Origin of the sequence: Rubrivirga marina, assembly GCF_002283365.1 — a bacterium.
Lineage (GTDB): Bacteria > Bacteroidota > Rhodothermia > Rhodothermales > Rubricoccaceae > Rubrivirga > Rubrivirga marina.
In genome coordinates this window covers 1,433,282-1,453,492 of record NZ_MQWD01000001.1, presented here as the reverse complement: position 1 = coordinate 1,453,492, position 20,211 = coordinate 1,433,282, and the positions used below count along the sequence as shown (strand labels likewise).

The 20,211-nt window shown below is 74.1% G+C and carries 12 protein-coding genes and 1 pseudogene; 7 read left to right on the top strand and 6 right to left on the bottom strand.

What is annotated here, in order from left to right:
* Genes BSZ37_RS05930 through BSZ37_RS05905 form a run of 6 tightly spaced genes read left to right on the top strand, consistent with a single transcriptional unit; the run spans position 1 to position 11,469 of the window.
* Positions 1-324 (top strand): PAAR-like protein, encoded by a 324-nt coding sequence (locus tag BSZ37_RS05930; protein ID WP_095509660.1) that lies wholly within the window; start codon positions 1-3, stop codon positions 322-324.
* A gap of 4 nt (positions 325-328) precedes the next feature.
* The gene (locus BSZ37_RS05925) at positions 329-688 is read left to right on the top strand and encodes a GPW/gp25 family protein (RefSeq protein ID WP_095509659.1); all 360 of its coding nucleotides are present in this window, start codon (positions 329-331) and stop codon (positions 686-688) included.
* Positions 688-3,129, top strand: a complete 2,442-nt coding sequence (locus BSZ37_RS05920) for a putative baseplate assembly protein (protein ID WP_095509658.1) — start codon at positions 688-690, stop codon at positions 3,127-3,129. The genes BSZ37_RS05925 and BSZ37_RS05920 overlap by 1 nt, the downstream gene beginning before the upstream one ends.
* Complete coding sequence (locus tag BSZ37_RS05915; protein WP_095509657.1) at positions 3,126-5,660, top strand: putative baseplate assembly protein; 2,535 nt, start codon at positions 3,126-3,128, stop codon at positions 5,658-5,660. The genes BSZ37_RS05920 and BSZ37_RS05915 overlap by 4 nt, the downstream gene beginning before the upstream one ends.
* Positions 5,657-7,987 carry a hypothetical protein gene (locus tag BSZ37_RS05910; RefSeq protein ID WP_095509656.1) on the top strand — a complete coding sequence of 777 codons (2,331 nt, stop codon included), beginning with the start codon at positions 5,657-5,659 and terminating at the stop codon, positions 7,985-7,987. Before BSZ37_RS05915 ends, BSZ37_RS05910 begins: the two co-directional genes overlap by 4 nt.
* Positions 7,988-8,001: 14 nt before the next feature.
* The gene (locus tag BSZ37_RS05905; RefSeq protein WP_095509655.1) at positions 8,002-11,469 is read left to right on the top strand and encodes a DUF6519 domain-containing protein; all 3,468 of its coding nucleotides are present in this window, start codon (positions 8,002-8,004) and stop codon (positions 11,467-11,469) included.
* 31 nt (positions 11,470-11,500) lie between these two features.
* Here the strand turns inward: BSZ37_RS05905 and BSZ37_RS05900 are convergent, their stop codons facing one another.
* Positions 11,501-12,232: a ThuA domain-containing protein gene (locus BSZ37_RS05900; protein ID WP_218830417.1), complete on the bottom strand. Its 732-nt coding sequence runs from the start codon at positions 12,230-12,232 to the stop codon at positions 11,501-11,503.
* 116 nt (positions 12,233-12,348) lie between these two features.
* On the opposite strand from BSZ37_RS05900, the pseudogene BSZ37_RS22840 reads away from it, so the two are divergent.
* Positions 12,349-12,678 (top strand): annotated as a pseudogene (locus BSZ37_RS22840) (glycoside hydrolase family 95-like protein); the annotation flags it as partial.
* A 45-nt stretch (positions 12,679-12,723) separates the two neighbouring features.
* Here BSZ37_RS22840 and BSZ37_RS05895 read toward each other — a convergent pair.
* Genes BSZ37_RS05895 through BSZ37_RS05875 form a run of 5 tightly spaced genes read right to left on the bottom strand, consistent with a single transcriptional unit; the run spans position 12,724 to position 20,208 of the window.
* Entirely contained in the window at positions 12,724-13,950 is a 1,227-nt protein-coding gene (locus tag BSZ37_RS05895; RefSeq protein WP_095509653.1) for a glycoside hydrolase family 27 protein, read from the bottom strand.
* 49 nt (positions 13,951-13,999) lie between these two features.
* On the bottom strand, positions 14,000-16,033 hold the full coding sequence (locus BSZ37_RS05890; protein ID WP_095509652.1) for a sodium:solute symporter family transporter: 2,034 nt from the start codon (positions 16,031-16,033) through the stop codon (positions 14,000-14,002).
* Positions 16,030-17,184 (bottom strand): galactokinase, encoded by a 1,155-nt coding sequence (galK, locus tag BSZ37_RS05885; protein ID WP_095509651.1) that lies wholly within the window; start codon positions 17,182-17,184, stop codon positions 16,030-16,032. Before galK ends, BSZ37_RS05890 begins: the two co-directional genes overlap by 4 nt.
* On the bottom strand, positions 17,177-18,187 hold the full coding sequence (locus BSZ37_RS05880) for a sugar phosphate nucleotidyltransferase (RefSeq protein WP_095509650.1): 1,011 nt from the start codon (positions 18,185-18,187) through the stop codon (positions 17,177-17,179). Before BSZ37_RS05880 ends, galK begins: the two co-directional genes overlap by 8 nt.
* Positions 18,187-20,208 (bottom strand): glycoside hydrolase family 9 protein, encoded by a 2,022-nt coding sequence (locus tag BSZ37_RS05875; protein ID WP_095509649.1) that lies wholly within the window; start codon positions 20,206-20,208, stop codon positions 18,187-18,189. The genes BSZ37_RS05880 and BSZ37_RS05875 overlap by 1 nt, the downstream gene beginning before the upstream one ends.
* Positions 20,209-20,211 lie beyond the last annotated feature (3 nt).

The window sequence follows — 20,211 nt, the reverse complement described above, 5'->3', positions numbered from 1 at the left end:
ATGCCCGGCTCCCTCCTCCATCAAGGCGCGACGGTCCTCTGCCTCCACGGCGGGCAGGCGCAGGCGACGACACCGAGCCCGCGCGTCAAGGTCGGGGGGCAGCCGGTCGTGACGCAGGCGGCGCCTCACACCGTCGCGGGGTGCCCGTTCACGACGCCTGGCGGCACGCCCATGCCGTGCGTGACGGCGCAGTGGATCACGGGCGCCACGCGCGTGCTCGCGGGCGGCCAGCCGGTGCTCCTCCAGGACAGCCAGGCCGTCTGCGCGCCCAACGGGACGGGCGTCAACATCGTCATGACCCAGGTCCGGGTGAAGGGCCAGTAACGCCATGCTCCACGTCGACTACCCCTACCACGCGGACGGACGCGGACGGACGGCCGTGACCGACGACGCGGACCACGTGCGCGACCTCATCGAGCAGGTCCTGTTCACGGCGCCCGGCGAGCGCGTCAACCGGCCCGACTTCGGGAGCGGGCTGCTCGGGCTCGTGTTCGCGCCCAACGCCGACGCCCTCGCGGGCGCCGTCGAGACGAGCGTCCAGGCCTCGCTCCAGCGCTGGCTGGGCGACGTGGTCGTGGTCGAGGCCGTCGACGTGACCCGGCGCGACAGCACGCTCGCCGTCCGCGTCCGCTACGTCGTCCGGCGGACGCAGCGGCGGACCGTCACCGAGTTCACCCGCGAGGTGTGATGGACCCCCAGTACCGCTGCGACAACGAGAACCGCCGCCGCCGGGTCGAGGCCCACGCGACGCTCAACGGCATCGACTACCTCGAGGTCCTCGACCGGACCGCCGAGGCGGAGGGGCTGCCGCGGCAGCAGGTCCTCGTGGTCCAGTTCCTCAAGGACCTCCCGGCCGACGGCGACGGCGACGCGATCGGCACGCCGCGCGTCCGGATCGAGGCCGTCCCGCGCGCGGCGGCGGCGAACGTGGTCTGGGCGCGGCGCGCGAGCGACCTCGACTCGACCCTCGTCGCCGACCCGGACACGGGTGCGACGCTCACCGCCGCTCAGGTCGATCACTTCACGGCGGACCCCGACGCCGACCGGACGCTCGTCGTCCTGACGGACGGGACCGGCGACTACTCGACGTACACGCTCCGGCTCGTCAACTCGCCCACCGACGACCGACCGCCCCCAGAGATCGACCAGCGGCTGGCGGCCGTCGCGTTCTCGTTCAAGGCCGAGTGCCCGAGCGACTTCGACTGCGCGCCCGAGGACGAGTGCCCGCCGGAGCGCGTCGTCGAGCCCGAGATCGACTACCTCGCCAAGGACTACGCCAGCTTCCGGCGGCTGATGCTCGACCGGATGAGCGTCGTCGCGCCCGACTGGCGGGACCGGAACCAGGCCGACCTCCAGATCGCCCTCGTCGAGATGCTCGCCTACGTCGGCGACCACCTCAGCTATGCCCAGGACGCCGTCGCCACGGAGGCCTACCTCGGGACGGCCCGGCGCCGGGCGTCGGTTCGCCGCCACGCGCGGCTGCTCGACTACGCGATGCACGACGGGTGCAACGCCCGTGTGTGGGTCCACCTCGACGCGACGGCGGGCGGGGCCGTGACGGTCCCGGCCGGCACCGTGCTCCGGACGCGCGGCGACGCCCCGCTCGTGTTCGAGACGATGCACGGGGTCGCGGCGCGGGCCGCGCACAACGCGATCCGGCTCTACACCTGGGGCGACACCGAGTGCTGCCTCCCGGCCGGCGCCACCCGCGCGACGCTCCGCGACGAGGGCGGCCTCGCGCTCGCCGAGGGCGACGTGCTGATCTTCGAGGAGGTCGTCAGCCCGACGACCGGCCTGCCAGCCGACGCCGACCGCGCGCGCCGCCACGCGGTCCGCCTCGTGCGCGCCGAGCCCGAGGTCGACGACCTCGACGGGACCGCGCTCGTGGAGGTCGAGTGGCACGAGGCCGACGCGCTCCCGTTCGCGCTCTGCCTCAGCGCCGTCCTCGGCGGGACCGACGTCGAGGACCTCAGCCTCGCCCGCGGCAACGTGGTCCTGGCCGACCAGGGGCGGACGGTTGCGGCCCAGCCGCTCGCACCGCCGACCGTCCCCGCCAGTGACCGGTACCGGCCGCGGCTCCGCGACGACGGCCTCACGTTCGCCGCCCCCTTCGACGCCGACGGCGCCCGCGACCGGGCCGCTGCCGAAGCGCTGGCGCAGGACCCGCGCGCCGCGCTCCCCGAGGCCGCGCTCGACGACGGCGACGAGGTGTGGGCGCCGCGCCGCGACCTGCTCGGCAGCGGCCGGTTCGCGGCCGAGTTCGTGGCCGAGGTCGACACGGAGGGCGAGGCGACGCTCCGCTTCGGCGACGGCGTGCTCGGCAAGGCGCCCGCGGCCGGCTCAACGTTCACGGCGACGTACCGCGTGGGGAATGGGCCCGCCGGCAACGTCGGCGCCGACGCCATCACCACGGTCGTCGGCGTGGGCGGGGTCACGGGCGCGCGGAACCCGATGCCGGCCGTCGGCGGGACGGCGCCCGAGAGGCTCGACGCCGTCCGCCAGTTCGCGCCGCAGGCGTTCCGCACGCAGGAGCGCGCCGTCACCGCCGCCGACTACGCCGAGGTCACGGAGCGCCACCCGGGCGTCCAGAAGGCCGCGGCCACGTTCCGCTGGACCGGCAGCTGGATGACGGTCTTCGTGATCGTCGATCGCGTGGGCGGGCTGCCGGTCCGGAGCGACGCGCGGTTCCTCCGCGAGATCCGCGCCCACATCGACCGGTACCGCCTCGCGGGCTACGACGTCGAGATCCAGGACCCCGTCTACGTCCCGCTCGACCTCGCCCTCGCGGTCTGCGTCGCGCCCGGCCACATCCGCCCCGACGTCCACCGCCAGCTCCTGATCGCGCTCGGCCGGCACGAGCGGCCCGACGGCTCACGCGGCTTTTTCCACCCGGACCGGTTCACGTTCGGCCAGCCCGTCTACCTCAGCCAGATCTACCGCGCGGCGATGGCCGTCGAGGGCGTGGCCTCGGTCGAGGTTCAGCGGTTCCAGCGCCTGGACGACGGCGCCCACGGCGAGATCGCGGCGGGCGTGCTGCGGACGGCCGCGCTCGAGATCGTCCGCCTCGACAACGACCCCAGCCGACCCGGCAACGGGCGGATCGAGTTCGACCTGACCAGAGGGCTATGAGCGACCTCACCTTCTGCGGATGCTGCGACGGCGTCGAGCGCCAGACGCCCCTGTCGGTCGAGAACCGGCCCGGGCTCTCCGCGCTAGCGTACCGCGTCGGGACGCACGGCCGGTTCAAGGCCTCGATGCACGCCGCGCTCGGCGAGCAGCCCGGCCTCGCCGGCCTCACCACCCGCGACGACGCCGACCCCACGCTCGCGCTCATCGACGCCTGGGCGACGGTCCTCGATGTCCTCTCGTTCTACCAGGAGCGGATCGCCAACGAGCACTACCTCCGGACGGCGGCCGAGCGGCTCTCGGTCCTCCAGCTCGCCCGCGAGATCGGCTACGAGCTAGGGCCGGGCGTCGCGGCCGGCACGACGCTCGCGTTCGGGCTCCAGACCGGCCCCGGCGCGCCCGAGACCTCCCGCGTCCCAGCCGGCACGCAGGCGCAGAGCCTGCCCGGCCAGGACGAGTTGCCGCAGACGTTCGAGACGGTCGAGGAGATCACGGCGCGCGCCGAGTGGCAGGCCATGCGGCCTCGGGCGAGCGCCCCGGTCGTCCCGGTGCGCGGGACGCGCGGGATCTGGCTGGAGGGCGTCGACCTCAACCTCCGCGCGGGCGACGGCCTCCTGCTCGTCGGTGAGGAGCGCGAGGACGACCCGGGCAGCGAGCGGTGGGACTTCCGCCGGATCAAGGACGTCACGCTCGACCGGAGGCGGGCCCTCACGCACGTCGTGTTCGAGCGCGGGCTGGGCTCGTACGTCCCGCCCGTGCTCCCCGCGTCGGACCCGACGGTCTACGTCTTCCGCCAGCGCGCGGCCCTCTTCGGATCCCACGCACCCGACTGGCGGGCGATGCCCGACAGCATCAAGCGGGCGTACCTCGGCCTCGCGAGCACCACCCCCGTCCCGGTCGACGCGGAGCCGTGGGGCGGCCAGCTCACCATCGGCGACATCTCCGGGATCGAAGCCGAGACGTTCCCCGACGGCCCGATCTACCTCGACGCGCTCTACCCCGAGATCGTCCCCGACAGCTGGGTCGTCCTCGCCCAGCCCGAGTACGCCGAGGCGTACCGCGTCCTCGAGGTGGCGGAGGACGCGCGGACCGGGTTCACGCTGTCGTCCAAGACCACGCGGCTGGAGCTCGACGGGGAGAACCTGAGCTTCAGGTTCGGCGACCACGTCCAGGAGACCGTCGTCTTCGCCGTCTCCGAGGCGCTCGTGCGGGCCGAGGCGCCCCTCGTGACGCCGGTCGAAGGGGCGACCGTCGTGCTGTCGAAACCGGTCACCACGATCCAGGAGGGCCAGCTCGTCGCCTTTGCCGGGACCGACGTCGACACGGGCGAGGCGGCGACCGAGGTGGCGACGGTCGCCCGCGTCAACGACGTCGGCGGCCTGCCCCAGCTCACGCTCGACGCCCCGCTCGCCCACCGCTACGCCCGCGAAGACGACGCCGGGGCGGGCGTGGTCGGCGCGCGGCTCAACGCCAACGTGGCCCGTGCGACGCACGGCAAGACCGTCGCCGGCGAGGTCCTCGGGAGCGGCGACGGCTCGGTCCCCTTCCAGCGCTTCACGCTCGCCAACAAGCCCCTGACCCACACTGCCTCGGTGGCCGCGGGGGGGGCCTCGAGCACGCTGGAGGTCCGCGTCAATCGCGTCCGGTGGGACGAGGTCCCGTCGCTGTACCAGCAGCCGCCCGACGCCCGCGTCTACACGACGCGCCTCGCCGACGACGGGACGGTCACGGTCCAGTTCGGCGACGGCGTCAACGGGGCGCGGCTCCCGACGGCCGTCGAGAACGTGACGGCGACCTACCGCATGGGCATCGGACTCGACGCCCTCGTCGACGCCGGGCAGATCAGCCTGCTCATGACGCGGCCGTTCGGGGTCAAGGACGTCACCAACCCCGAGGCGCCGACCGGCGCCGACGACCCCGAGAAACTCGCCGACGCCCGCGATAACGCGCCGCTCACCGTCCTCACGCTCGATCGGGTGGTCTCGGTGCAGGACGTCGAGGACTACGCGCGGGCGTTCGCCGGCATCGGGAAGGCCGGGGCGACGGTGCTGTGGAGCGGCGAGCGCCAGGTGGTCCACCTGACCGTCGCCGGCGCGGCCGGGGCCGAGGTGGTCGAGGGCTCGGACCTGTTCACGAGCCTCATCGGCTCACTCGACGCCGCGCGCCACGTCCACGCCGAGATCGTCGTCTCGCCGTTCGCGCCGCGCCCGTTCGGGCTCGAGGCGGTCGTCGCCGTGGACCCCGCAGCCCTCGCCGACGACGTCCTCGCGGCCGTCGAGGCGGCGCTCGTCGCGGCCTTCTCGTTCGAGGCCCGCGCTTTCGGGCAGAGCGTGAGCACGGCCGAGGTGCTGGCGGCCATGCAGGCCGTCGAGGGCGTCGTCTTCGTCGACCTCGAGTCGCTCGACGGCGCCGACCCGTTCGCGAATCCGTGGCTCGTGGCGCGGCCGGCCCGCTGGGAGGGCGGCGCGATCCGGCCCGCCGAGCTCCTCACCGTCGATCCCGACCGGATCGACCTCACCGCGACGTCGCCATGACCCACGTCACCGCAGACGCCCTCTACGAGCTGCTCCCGGCGATCTACCGGATCCGCGACGCCGAGCAGGGCGGCCCGCTCCGCGCCCTCGTCGAGGTCCTCGCCCAGCAGGGCCGGCTGCTCGAGGCCGACATCGAGCGGCTCTACGACAACGCGTTCATCGAGACGTGCGACGAGTGGGCCGTGCCGTACATCGGCGACCTCCTCGGCGTCCGCAACCTCCACGCGCTCGGCGAGGTCGTCGGGTTCAGCCAGCGGGCGCGCGTGGCGAACACGATCGCCTACCGCCGCCGGAAGGGGACGGCGACGATGCTGGAGCAGCTCGCGACCGACACGACGGGCTGGCCCGCCCGCGCCGTCGAGTTCTTCGAGCTCGTCGCGACGACGCAGCACACGAACCACCCGCGCCTCCACAACCACCGCGCGCCCGACCTCCGCGACGCCGACGCCCTGGAGCTCATCGACACGGCGTTCGACCGCGTCGCCCACACGGCCGACGTCCGGCGGATCGCCTCCGGCCGCGGGCGCCACAACCTCCCGAACGTCGGGCTCTTCCTGTGGCGACTGGAGGCCTACCCGTTCGAGATCCCCGTCGAGGCCCGGCCCGTCACGGAGCCGCCCGACGGGCGCTACTGGCTCCACCCGTACGGCCTCGACGCGCCGCTCTTCAACCGGGAGCAGACGGAAGACGAGATCTCGCACCTCGCCCGAGAGGTCAACGTCCCCGGCCCGCTCCGCCGCCGGCCGCTGTTCGAGGAGCTCGCGAACCGCCGCGCCGCGTGGGAGGGCGGGGACGAGCCCGCCCCTCTGTTCTTCGGCGAGCCGCCTGTCGTCGAGGTCCACCTCGACGGCGCCGCCCTCCTCCCCGAGCAGGTCCTCGTCTGCGACCTCTCCGACTGGACGGCGCCCGCGCCCACCACGCATGTCCACCCCGAGCACGGGCCCGCCGAGACGCGCGTCTCCGTCGACCCCGTGCTCGGGCGGCTCGTGGTGCTCGGCCCGCCGGATCCAGCCCGCGTCGAGGTCGGCTACGCCCATGGCTTCCCCGGCGACGTCGGCGGCGGGCCGTACGACCGGGCCGGCTCGCTCGCCGAGGCGCTCCCGCCCGAGCCCGACGGGCTCCCGCTCGTGCCGGACTGGTCCGCCTCGGTGAGCCGCTCGGGGGGGCCGTCCTCGCCCGCGGTCGACGCTCACTTCACGAGCCTCCTCGACGCACTCACGGGCGTCCCCGGCACGCCCGGCTGGGCCGACCAGCCCGCCGGCTCCGTCGGCGTCATCACGATCGACGACAACGCGAGCTATCCCGAGGCGCTCACCGGCACGACCGCCATCGTCGTCCCGGACGGGAGCCGGCTCGTCGTGGTCGCCGCGGGGCGGGCGGAGGACGGGAGCCCCGAGCCCACGGAGCGCCGCGCCCACCTCCGCACCGACGTCGAGGTGATCGGAACGGCCCCGTTCGCCAGCGCGACGCCGGGAACGCTGGTCCTGGACGGCCTGCTGGTCGAGGGCGAGATCCGCGTGCGCGGCGCGTACGAGCCCGCGCCCGGCGACCCACGCGTGCCGGCCTCGCTCGGCGGCCTCCGCGTGGCCCACTGCACCGTCGGGTTCCAGGACCCCGACGCCCCCGTCGGCCTCCGCGTCAGCCCCGACGTCGACCTCGTCGCCGACGCCGTGCTCGCCGCGGAGGCCAACCGCGAGCTCGTGCTCGACCTCGACCACGCCCTCTGCGGTCCGCTCGAGGTGCCCGAGACGGCCCGGGGCGTCCGCCTCCGCGACAGCGTCGTGCAGCACGCCGACACGGCGCTCGCCGGCCCCGGCGCCGGCCCCGCCCCCACGAACGGCCCGCCCGCGACCATCGAGCGGTGCACCGTCTTCGGCGAGGTCCGCGTGCGCGAGATGGCGCTGGGCTCGGAGAGCGTGTTCATCGACCGCGTCACGGTCGACCGGCTCCAGAGCGGGTGCGTCCGGTTCAGCTACGTCCCGCCGGGCTCGCTCACGCCGCGCCGCTTCCGCTGCCAGCCCGACCTCGCGCTCCGCCGACGCGCCGAGGCCCTCGGCCTCCGCTCGGCGGCCGAGCTCGACCCGGCCGAGCGCACCCGGGTCCTCCGGCGGCTCCGCCCCTCGTTCACGGCCGTCCGCTACGGCGAGCCCGCCTACGCGCAGCTCGCCGCCAGCGCCGCCGAGGAGATCCGGACCGGCGCCGAGGACGGGGCCGAGATGGGCGTCTGGAGCCTCCTCAAGCAGCCCCAACGCATCGCCAACCTGCACGCCAGCCTGGGGGACTACCTCCGCTTCGGGCTGGAGGCGGGCCTTCTGTTCGCCTCCTGAGCCCGACCGCCCCGATGAAAGCCGACCTCTCCCGCTCCACCTTCGACCCCGCGCGCCACGTCAAGCGCGTCCCCCTCCAGCAAGGGCGCGTCCAGACCGACGCCGACGCCAACGAGCAGCTGGACGTCGTGTTCTACCGCGCGGAGACCGAGGCGGCCGACCTCATCGGCGGCTGCGGCGGGCCGATCGACGGCGCGGGCTTCGGCCTCTCGATCGCGGGCGCCGACCTGATGATCGGCGCCGGGCGCTACTACGCGGGCGGCACGCTGGTGGAGAACGAGGCCGAGGTCGCCTACGACGCGCAGCCCTACTACCCGCTCGACGCGGCCACCCGCGACGCGCTCGACCCCGACGACACGCTCGGCCTCGACGCGCTCGCGGAGCCTCCCGACGGGGAGTGCCTCGCCTACCTCGACGTGTGGGAGTGGCACCGGACGGCGCTCGAGGAGCCGCCGATCCGCGAGGTCGCTCTCGGCGGCCCCGACACGGCGACGCGCACCCGCGTGCTCGGGCAGGTCAAGCTCCACGCCCTGGAGGCCGGCGAGACCGCGGACTGCGTCGGGCCGATCGCGTCCTGGGAGGACGTGATCGCCCCGAGCACCGGCCAGCTCAGCGCGCGGACCGACGTGGCGGCGGCGTCGACGGACCCGTGCATCGTGACGCCGGGCGCGGGCTACCGCCGGCTCGAGAACCAGCTGTACCGCGTCGAGGTCCACGACGGCGGCACGCTCGCCGACGCCACGTTCAAGTGGGACCGCGACAACGGCACGATCGTCGCCCGGCTCGACGCGCAGAGCCCGACCTTCGACGAGTGGACCCTGAGCAGCGTCGGGCGTGACGCCGTCCTCCGCTTCGCCCCCGGCGACTGGGCCGAGCTCATCGACGACGCCCGCGAGCTCCACGGCCTCCCGGGCACGCTCGTCCAGGTCGACTCCGTCGCGGGCGACGTCCTCACCGTCGACCTCACCACGGCCACCGGCCCCATCGACGGGGCGGCGTTCCTCGAGAACGCCAGGGTCCGCCGGTGGAACGGCGTGTTCGACGGCGACAACGACGCGAGCTTCCGCGACCTCGAGGACGGCGTCCAGGTCCGCGTCCGCGGCGGCGGCCGGCGCTACCGGACCGGCGACTACTGGACGATCCCCGCCCGCACCAACACGGGCGACGTCGAGTGGCCGACGGAGGACGGCGGCTGGGTCGTGGCCGAGGGCATCGGCCACCACTACTGCCGCCTCGGGCTGGTCACGGTCGCAGACGGCTGGGACGCCGTGACGGACTGCCGCTCCCTGTTCCCGCCCGTGACCGAGCTAACGGGCCTCTTCTACGTCGGCGGCGACGGGCAGGAGGGCGCGCCGCTCGAGCCGCTCGCGCACCGGCTCCAGGTCGGCGTCGCGAACGGGTTGCACCCCGTCGAGGGCGCGCGCGTCCGGGTCTCCGTCGTCGACGGCGGCGGGCAGCTTGACGGAAGCGCCGCCGTCGAGGTCGCGACCGACGCCGACGGCCTCGCGTCGGTCGCGTGGACGCTCGGCGCCGGCGGCCCGCAGCGCGCCGAGGCCGAGCTCCTCGACGCGGCCGGCGACCCGCTCCACCTCCCGGTCCGGTTCGCGGCCGAGATCGAAAACCTGACGCTCGACTACGTCGGCGGCGACGGCCAGCACGGCGTCCAGGGCGAAACGCTCCCCTACCCGCTCCAGGTCGGCGTGTCACGCGGCGACACGCCCGTCGCGGGCGAGACCGTCCGGTTCCGCATCGTCGCCGGCGGCGGGACCGTCGACGGGCAGCCCGCCGTCGAGGTCGCCACGCTCGTCGACGGGACGGCCACCGTCCGGTGGACGCTCGGCGGCGGCGACGACCAGCGCGTTGAGGCCGCCCTCCTCGACGGCGACGGCAACGAGGCTCACCTGCCGGTCCGGTTCTCCGCCCAGGTCGGTGGGCCGGGCGAGACCGACCCCGGCTTCCACGTCGAGCGCGTCCTGTGGCAGAACGGGTTCATCCTCCGAAACGACGCGCGGGCCGGGCTCGACGACCTCCGCTCCGGGCTGCTCGTGGCCTTCGACGCGCCCCTCGCGAAGGAGGCCGTGCGGGGCGGGCCGTCCGAGCAGGCGCCGGACGCGATGACGTTCGCCAAGCCGGTCTGCACGCTCACTCTCCACCTGCCGTACCCGCTCGACGCGTCCGAACGCAACCTCTGGAACTTCCCGGACCGCCTCTCCCCAGGCTTCGGCACGCGGCCCATCCGCCTCGACGGCACGCTCGTCGCGGAGGAAGACCGACTCCTTTGGAACCCCTCGGACCCCGTTCTGGAGTGGCTCGAGAAGAACCCCTTCTCCGTGCTCCTCCCGCGGGTGGCCGACCGCCTGCTGGGCTCGCTCCGGCTGGCCGGCGACAAGCTCTGGGCCGCCGACACCGAGCGGCCCGTCTACCTCGATGGCGAGGCGTTCGGCCGGCCTCGGGCGAGCGATGGGGGCACCGACGTCGTCCTCCCGAGCGGCGACGGCCGCCGAGGCAGCGACTTCGAGCTGTGGTTCTGGCTCGTCGAGACGCGCGAGGACGGGCGGCCGTCCATCGCGGTGAGCCCGGCGGCGCTCCGCTTCCCCGAGGTCTCGGCCCCCGGGCAACGCCTTGAGCGGACCCTCCGCATCCGCAACGACGGCGGGGCCCCGCTCCAGATCACCAGCCTCGACGTCGGCCCGGGCGTGTTCCGGGTCGAGGCCCCCCTCCCGCTGCGCGTCGAGCCCGGCGCCGAGGCGGACGTGCTCGTCACGTACACCGCCAACGGGCAGCAGTTTGCGGGGCAGCTCACGATCTCCAGCAACGCCGAGAACGAGCCGACCCTCGTGGTGCCGGTCCAGGCGCGCGCCGCGGACGGCGCCGCGCGGCTCCAGTTCATCCACAACGCGGCCGACGTCGGCGACCTCGGCGTGACGCTCGACGACGAGATCCTGCGGCCCGCCAACTCGGACCGGCGGACCTTCGCGTACCAGACGGCCTCCCCCTTCGTCCTCGCCGCGGCCGGCGCGCACGTCCTCACCGTTTTCGATGCCAACCGCGAGGCGGTCGCCACGCAGGCGCTCCAGTTCGAGGCCGGTCGGGCGTACACCGTCGTCGCGACGCGGGCCGCCCGGACCGGCGGCGTCCGGCTGACCGTGACGCCCGACGTCCGGACCGCGTCGGGGGACGGCGACCGCGTCGGGGCCCTCGTCATCAACACGCTCGCGGAAGGCCGGATCGACGTCCGCCGGCGGGGCGGTGACGTCGTCACCGGGCTGGAGCCCGGGGCCCGCTCCGAGGTGACCGGGATCAACGCCGGGCAGGCCACGCTCACGCTCGCCGTCGGCGACGCGACGGCACGGACGACGTTCGACCTCCGGAGCCGGGGGGGGCAGTCCGTGGTCATCCTCGCCTCAGGCTCGACCGTCCCGGGCGACCCGATGGAGCTGATCGCCTTCGACGCCGACGGACAGCGCGTGCCGACGCGGTGAGACCCCGGTCCGGCCCTGCCGTTGGCGAGCGCTACGAGCCGCAGTCGCCGTCGGCGAGGCCGGCGGCGTAGCGGAGGCCACCGAGAAGGTGGGCCCGGAACGCCTCGTCGGCGTAGCCCTCGGCGCGGTGGCCGAGGGCCGTGTACCACGCCCGCCCGCCGAGCGCCTCGTGGCACCACGCGATCGGGTGCTCGCCCATCGTCCCGCCCTCGTACGTCGACTCGTCGACGGTCATCAGCACGCGAACGTTCTCCGGCTGCGCGCGGAAGGCATACCACTCGTCCGTCCACGTCCACCGCTGGGGGAGCGGCTCCGTCGACGGGTGCGCCGCGACCACGTCGACCACCGCGTCGGGCGTGCCCGGCGGGTGGCTCTCGAAGTAGGCTCCGACGAGGTCGCCGTAGAACGGCCACTCGTACTCGGTGTCGCTCGCCGAGTGGACGCCCGCGTAGCCGCCGCCGGCCCGAACGAACCGCTCGAACGCCGCCTCCTGCTCCGTGTCGAGCACGTCGCCCGTGGTGAGGAGGAACACGACGGCGTCGTACTCCGCGAGCCGGTCGTCGGAGAACGCGGCGGCGTCCTGGGTCGCGTCAACGGCGAACCCGCCGGCCTCGCCGAGCTGGCGGACGGCCTCGACGGCGGCCGGGATCGAGTCGTGGACCCAGCCCTCGGTCTTCGAGAACACGAGGAGGCGCGGCGGCTCGGCCGGGCCGGAGCCGGCGCAGCCGCCGAGGAGCAGGAGGAGAGCGAGAAGCCGGGTCATGGGAGTGCGTGAGGAGGGCCACCTAGGCATCGAGGCGGAGGGGGACGGAGGGGAGAGCGAGCGCGTCCGGCCGGGCCGGAAGCGCTTCGAACGCCGGAGTCCATGACGTCCATTCGATGGACCAAACGTACGACGCAGGCCGGCTCTCTCCCCTTCGCCGTCCCCCCGACCGACGCACGGGGAGCCCCCCCGCCCCGTCGCCACCCACTCGGCCTCCTGCTCGGGCTGCCCCTCGCGGCCACCTGCTCGCCCTCTACCGCCCGTCGGCGCTGGACGACCTGCCCGGTACGCACCCGCCCTTCCAGACCGACGGCACCTTCAGCGGCGCAGCGGGCATGGCCGAGATGCTCCTCCAGAGCCACGCCGACGTGACCGACCTCCTGCCGGCGCTCCCGGCGGCGTGGCCCGCGGGTCGCGTGACCGGCCTCCGCGCCGTCGGCAGCGTGGCCGTCGACCTCCTCCGCCTCGGCGCCGAGGCGGGCGGGGCCGCGTCAGTCGACCCGGGTCAGGCGGACCATCACGACGTCGCGGCCGGGGACGACCCGCTCGAACGTGCCCTCGGTCGTGCCGATGTCGGCGCGGGCGAACAGGTCGCGGACGGCGTAGGCGTGCTGGTCGAAGTGCGGCCGGCGCCCCGTGAAGGCGTCCTCGACGTCCTCCTCGGCCCACGTGAACGAGACGTCGCGCGGGTCGTCGTTCCGGTTGAGGAAGGCCATCGCCCAGTCGCCGCCGTCGAGCGGTTTGGCCCAGATCTCGACGCCGCCGGCCCGCCAGTGCGGGAAGCCCTCGACGCCCAGCGGGTCCTGGTCGACGGCGATGACCTCCTCGTTCGTCAGGATCTGCCGCGTGGCCTCGGTCATCGTCCGGACGTCGTTGCCGGCGATGAGCGGGGCGTGGAGCATGGCCCACATCGCGAAGTGCGCCCGGTCCTCGTGCGTCGTCGGCAGGTTGCCGACCTCCATCATGTCGGGGTCGTTCCAGTGGCCCGGCGCGGCGTGGACGCGGAGCCCGCGCTCGACCTGCATGTCGACGATCCGCATGACGCCCCACGAGTTCCAGTTGCCGTGGTTGACGACGCAGTCCCAGCAGTTGATGATGTCACCGCTCGTCCGCCACATGTGGCCGATCTCCTTGCCCCAGGTCCACGGGTCGTTGTCGCCCCACTCGCAGATCGAGAAGAAGATGTCGCGGCCGCTCGCGGCGAGCGCGTTCCGCATCGTCCGGTAGGCCTCCGGGGCGTCGCGGCCCTCCGTGTTGCACCAGTCGTACTTGAGGTAGTCGATGCCCCACCGCGCGTACTGGAGCGCGTCCTGGTACTCGTAGCCCTGACTGCCCGGCCGGCCGGCGCACGTGGCCGTCCCGGCGTCGGAGTAGATCCCCAGCTTGAGGCCCTGGCCGTGGACGTAGTCGGCGAGGGCTTTCATGCCGGACGGGAAGCGCTCGGGGTCGGGCTGGATGAACCCGTCGGCGTCGCGCGCGCCGTGCCAGCAGTCGTCGATGTTGACGTAGGTGTAGCCGGCGTCGCGCATGCCCGAGGCCACGATGGCGTCGGCCGTCTCGCGGATGAGGGCCTCGTCGATGTCGCAGCCGAACGTGTTCCACGAGTTCCAGCCCATCGGCGGGGTCTCGGCGAGGCCGGCGGCCTTCGGCGCGTTCGCCTGGGCACGGGCCGGCGCCGCGAGGGTGAGGGCGAGGAGGACGACGAGCGCGCGGTACATGGGACGGATCGGAACGGGAGGGTCCGCCTCGGGCCCGAGGCGGGCGGGGTCAGCGGGCGACGCCGAGCGGGCTGAAGACGAGGTACAGGACGACCGTGAGGGCGACGATTACGTAGGCCGCCTTCTTGGCCCCGGGCGACGGCGTCAGCTCGATCCCGGCGTTCGACTCGAACACGACCGGCTCCTTCATCGGCTTCGCGACCGTCAGCGCGGTCATGACGGCGACGCACAGACCGAAGCAGATCGCCATCCGGTTGAGGAACTGGACCTCCGGGACGGCCACCTTCAGCAGCCCGTACGCCACGATGTTGGTGAGCAGCCCGGCCACGCCCGAGATCCGCGGCGCCCGCTTGACGGCCAGCCCGAACGCGAAGACCGCCAGGATGCCCGGCGAGATAAAGCCCTGGCCCTCCTGGATGATCGTAAAGATCGAGTTGCTCACGGCCGGATTCCCGAGCTGCGGCGCCAGCAGCACGGCGACGGCCGCGAACCCGAACACGCAGGCCCGCCCGACGCGGACGAGCTCCCGCTGCGTCGCCGCCGGCCGGACGTACGTCTGGTAGAGGTCGATCGTGAAGATGGTCGAGGCCGCGTTGAGCATGGCCGCCAGCGACGACACGACGGCCCCGAGCAACGCAGCCAAGATGAACCCGACGACGCCCACACCCTGCGGGAGCACGCCGCCCAAGAGCCGCGCCAGCGCCGTGTCGTACTTGTAGGCGATGAGCGTCGACGACGACGTCGAGGCCCCGAGGCCCCGCGCCACGCTCTCCTGCTCCGCGTTGAACGCCGCGATCTCCTCGCTCAGCCCGGCGTTGACGTGCGCGAACGCGAGGTCGGCCGACGTGAACGTGGCGTACGGCGCGGGCGCGGTCGACTCGAACAGCTGGCGCGTGACCGGGATCACGTTCGGGCTGAGGCGAGCGGCCTGCGGGATCGCGGCGGCGTCCGGGTAGACCGCCAGGAGGTAGCGGTTCTCGTCCCAGTCGGCCACCTCCGCCTCGGTCGGGCTCTCGTCGACCGCGACGAAGCCGGTCTCGGGGTTCGCCTTGACGTACTGGACCAGGACCGACGCGTTGTCGGGCCCGGCGTCGGCGGCCATCCCGTCGGCGTAGAGGTTGAACGCGATCATGCCCGGGATCACGATGCCGAGCGGGAGGAGCAGCTTCATGAACGCGGCGAACACGATGCCGCGCTGGCCCTCCGCGAGCGACTCCGAGCCCAGCGTCCGCTGCGTGATGTACTGGTTCAGGCCCCAGTAGTAGAAGTTGGGGATCCACAGCCCGAGCAGGAGCGCCGTCCACGGGAGGACCGTGTCGGTCGCCGGCAAGAACATGTTGAGCCGGTTCCGGTTGAGGTCGAGGAACCGCTCCATGGAGCTCGCGCCGGCCACGAGGTCACGCGACTCGACGGCGCCGGTCGCCACGTCGGTCACGGTCGTCGCCGACGACGCGTCGCCGAGGGCCTGGAAGACGAAGTAGGTGATGAGGAGGCCGCCGAGGAGGAGCGCCGAGCCCTGGATGAGGTCGGCCCAGACGGCCGCCTTCAGTCCGCCCGCCGCCACGTACAGCATGGCGATCAGGCCGATCACGAGGGCCGGCGTGAACAGCCCCATCGCGTAGCCCGCGTCGAGGGCCAGCGTCCGGATCGTGAGCGCGCCCGAGTAGGTCACGGCCCCGAGCAGCAGGAGGTAGATCCCCAGCGTGGCCACGGCCATCACCGTCCGCGCCGCGCCGTTGAACCTCACCTCGAGGAACTGCGGCATCGTGTAGATGCCCGCCCGGAGGAAGTACGGCAGGAACGCGAAGGCGACGACGACGAGCGTGATCGCCGCCATCCACTCGTACGAGGCGATCGCGAGGCCGACGTTCGACGCCGCGTTCCCGCTCATCCCAACGAACTGCTCGGTCGAGATGTTGGCGGCGATGAGCGAGAACCCGATGAGCCACCACTTGAGGTCGCGGCCGGCGAGGAAGTAGTCCTCGCCCGAGTCGTCGGCGTGACGGCTCCGCAAGAGCCCGACCGTCACGACGACGGCCACGAAGGCGACGAAGACGAGGACGTCGGCCAGTCCGAAGGTCATGGGGGTGTGGGGAGGGGTTCGAGGGACGCGCCACGTGAGGCGTGGGCGACGAGCGTCGCCGGGGTGTGGCCGGTCTGCCGACGGTACGTCGCCGCGGCCGCCTCGGCGACGGTGTCGGCCCGGTCGGCGTCGACGAGGGCGACGGCGCAGCCGCCGAAGCCGGCGCCGGTCATCCGGGCGCCGTGGCAGCCGGGCTGCGCGCGCGCGGCCTCGACGAAGGCGTCGAGCGCGTCGCTCGAGACCTCGTAGTCGTCGCGGAGGCTGGCGTGGCTCTGGTCCATCAACGCGCCGAGGCGGACGGGGTCGCCGGCGCGCATGGCCTCGGCGGCCTCCAGCACGCGGGCGTTCTCGGTCACGACGTGGCGGGCCCGACGGAGCGCCGTCGCGTCGAGCCGACCTTCGGCCTCGGCCAGTCTCTCGGGCGCGACGTCGCGGAGGGCCGGGACACCGAGGGCCTCGGCCGCCCGCTCGCACGCCGCGCGGCGCTCGTTGTAGGCGCTGTCGACCAGCCCCCGCCGCGTGCCGGTGTCGAGGACGAGCGCGACCGTCCCGGCCGGCAGCGGGACCGGCGTGGTCGCGAGCGACCGGCAGTCCAGCAGGATCGCGTGGTCCGGCTCGCCCAGCGCCGACGCCATCTGGTCCATCACGCCGCAGTTGACGCCGACCCAGCCGTTCTCGGCGCGCTGGCCGGCGAGCGCCATCGCCCGGCCGTCCCAGTCGATCCCGGAGACGGCGGCGAACGCGCGCGCGACGGCCAGCTCCAGCGCGGCCGACGACGACAGCCCCGCCCCGCGCGGCACGTCGGACGTGAGGACGCCTTCGAACCCGGCCAGGTCGTGCCCCGCCTCCCCGAGCGCCCACGCCACGCCCTTCGGGTACTCGGCCCACCCCGCCTCGTGCTCCGCGTCGTCGAGGTCGAAGGCGGCGGGCTCGTCTACGTCGAGGCTGTGGAGCACGACGCGGCGGTCGCTGCGCGGGCGGGCCGCGAGCCACACGGCCTGCTCCAGCGCGAGGGGCATCACGAAGCCGTCGTTGTAGTCGGTGTGCTCGCCGATGAGGTTGACGCGCCCGGGCGCCCGGGCCACGAGCGCGGGCGCCGCCCCGAACCGGGTGCGGAACGCCCCGACGATGAGGGCGGAGAGACTAGACATCGTCTCGCACCTCAGCGTCGGCCCCCAGCACGAACGTCCCGCTCAGCCCGTCGACCACGGCTCGCTCGCCGATGACCGAGGCCGCCAGTCGCGCCCGGCGGACGGCGGCGCCCGCCATCACGACGCTGTCGCGGACCTCGGCGTCCTCCACCACGGCCCCTGCCTCGATCATGGCGTACGGCCCCACCCGCGACCGCCGCACGACGGCCTCGGGGTGGACGAACGATGGGGCCTCGACGCCCTCCGCCTCGGGCCCGAGGCCGGCCGGGTCGGCCTCGCCCGCCTCGAGGAGCGCGCGGACCGTCTGGCGGTAGCTGTCGAGCGTGCCGGTGTCGAGCCACCGGGCGACCGGCGCCGTCTCCATGCGGGCGCCATTCTGGACGAGCCGGTCGTAAGCGTCAGTCAGCTGGTACTCGCCGCCCGCGCCCGTGGCCTTGCTCGCGAGCATGTCGTCGAGGACCGTTCGCAGCGCGGCCCCGTCGCGGACGTAGTACGCGCCGACCAGCGTCTCGCGGTGCTCGGTCGTCTGCGGCTTCTCGACGAGACGCACGACCCGCCCGCCCTCGTCGCGGACGGCCACGCCGAACCGGCGTGGGTCCTCGACCTCGACGGTCCACGCGATGAGGTCGGCAGCACCGAGGGGCGCGGGACCGGCCGGCGCGAAGAGGGTGTCGGCCCAGCAGGTCAGGACCTCGCCCTCCAGCGCGGCGCCGGCGCAGGCGACCGCGTGGGCCGTGCCGAGCGGCTCGGGCTGGACGGCGAACGCGGCCCGGAGCCCGTGGGCCTCGCACGCCGCCGTGAGCGCCCCGCGGACGTCGGCCGAGGCGTCGGGGCCGGTCACGAACACGACCTCGTCCACGGGCCGCCCGAGGCCAGCGGCGAAGGCGTCGAGGATCCGGACGATGGCCGGTCGGCCGAGCAGCGGGAGCAGCGGCTTCGGCGTCGTGTGGCTGAGCGGGCGGAGCCGCGTGCCACGGCCGCCCATCGGGACGATCAGGCGCATCAGCGGACGTGGGTGAGCGTCCCGCCGGCCGCCGCCCCGGCCGTCTCGACGCGGTACAGGTAGAGCCCGCCCCCCAGGGCGCGGGCGTCGAACGGGACGCGGTGGACGCCGGCCCCGCGCGGCGCGCCGTCGAGCGGCCGGCCGACCTCGCGGCCCAGCACGTCGAACACGCGGACCGTCACGTCGGACGCCGAGGCCAGCTCGAACCGGATCGTGGCCTCGGCGCGGAACGGGTTCGGGTAGCCCTCCACCGGCAGCGCGCCCCGCGGCTCGCCCTCCGCCGCCGACGGGAGCCCCGTCTCCGACAGCTCCGCCTCGATCGCCGAGGCGAGGTAGACCAGCGGCGCGTTCCAGTTGATCGTGATCTCGTTCGTCGCGTAGCTGCACCAGTCGTCGACGTACGAGGCGGCCGGCGTCGTCCGGTAGTCGTCGCACTGCCACGAGTTCGGGCCCACGTCCTGGCCGCCCGCGTGCGGGCCGCCCGCCAGCAGGCCCGGGACCGGGTCCGCGATCCCGTCGGCCTGCGACGGGCGGTGGTGGATGTGCATCGGCGTCTTGTCGCCGAAGCCGGTCAGGAACGAGAACCCCGTCGCGTTCCGGCCGAGGAGGTAGTCGAGGTTCGAGATCGCCGCGTCGAGGTAGCGCCGGTCGCCGGTGAGCTGGTAGGCGAGGACGAGCGCGACCCCCTGGTTGCCCGCGTTCGAGTTGCTGCCCCAGTTGAACTGGCTCGTCTGCCCGCCCATCACGACGTCGTAGGCCGAGCCCTCCCGGTCGGCGAGGAAGGCGTCGGCCTGCCGGAGGAGCGCGTCGCGGAGGGCGTCGACGTCGACCTCATCGCCGATGTCCTCGCGGTGCGTGAGGAGCGAGTAGTAGCCCATCTCGCGGACGCCGCCCCACCACGGCGTCCCGATCGACGGGCGGGTCGGGATCGGGCGCGCGGCGAGGTACGCCGCGTCGCCGGTCGTGAGGAAAAGCTCCCAGGCGGCCCAGTCGAACTCGTCGGAGAAGGTGCCGTCGCCGTAGGCGCCGGTCGAGATCGCCGGGTCAGAGAGGGCGCCCTGGTTGTACGCCACGGTCGGGTTCGCCCGCGCCCAGACCCAGGCCGCCTCGGCGGCCGTGCGGAGCGAGTCGGCGAGGCCGGGGAAGGCGTCGTCGTAGCCGGAAACGACGCGGCTGGCCTGCGCCATCGTCGCGGCAAAGTCGAGCGTCGCCGCCGTCCCCTTCTGGACGACGTAGCGCGTCGCCGTCGCCCGGTGGGGCATGACCTCGCCCTCGAAGTTGGCCGTCGTCAGCTTGTGGTAGACGCCGCCGTCCTCGTCCTGCATCGCGAGCATCCAGCGGACGTTGACCAGCGTCTCGTCGAGGAGGTCGGGCACGCCGTCGCCGCTCTCGGGGATGCCCGTGTCGAGCGCCGCGGCGTACGCGGGGTACTGCTCCATCAGGAGGAGCAGCGTACCGACCGAGATGCCGGAGTTGACGACGTACTTGTTGTAGTCGCCCGCGTCGTACCACCCGCCCGGTGCCGAGATCACGGTGCCCGCCGGCCGGCCCGCGGTCGCCGCCGAGTTGTGGACGAGGACGCGGTCGTCGGGGTGCCCCGCCGGCCGGGCCCACCGCCCGGCGTACGCCGCCTCCAGCGGCTCGGACGCCCGCATATAGTAGTACGCCTTCAGCGCCCCCCGCGCGACCTCCTGGTGGACGTGGCCGGACACGGCGAACGGGTACGACGTGCCGACCCCGTCGACCTCGACGACGTACTCCCCGGGCGCGGCCAGGTCCGAGAACTCCGCGAGGCGGACCGTCTCGCCGGACGGACCCCACGTCTCGGCCGCGCCGAACGCGCCGCTGTAGACGGCCTCGCCGCCGCCGGCCGGGCGGACCGTGAACGTCTCGGCCTCGGCGTCGACCACGACGGCCGTCTTTGGCCCGTCCGGGTAGAACCCGATCTGATTGAGGCGGATCGCGTCGGTCTGGGCCTGGGCAGCCGTGGCGACGAGGAGAACGGCGAGAAGCGAGCGCATGGG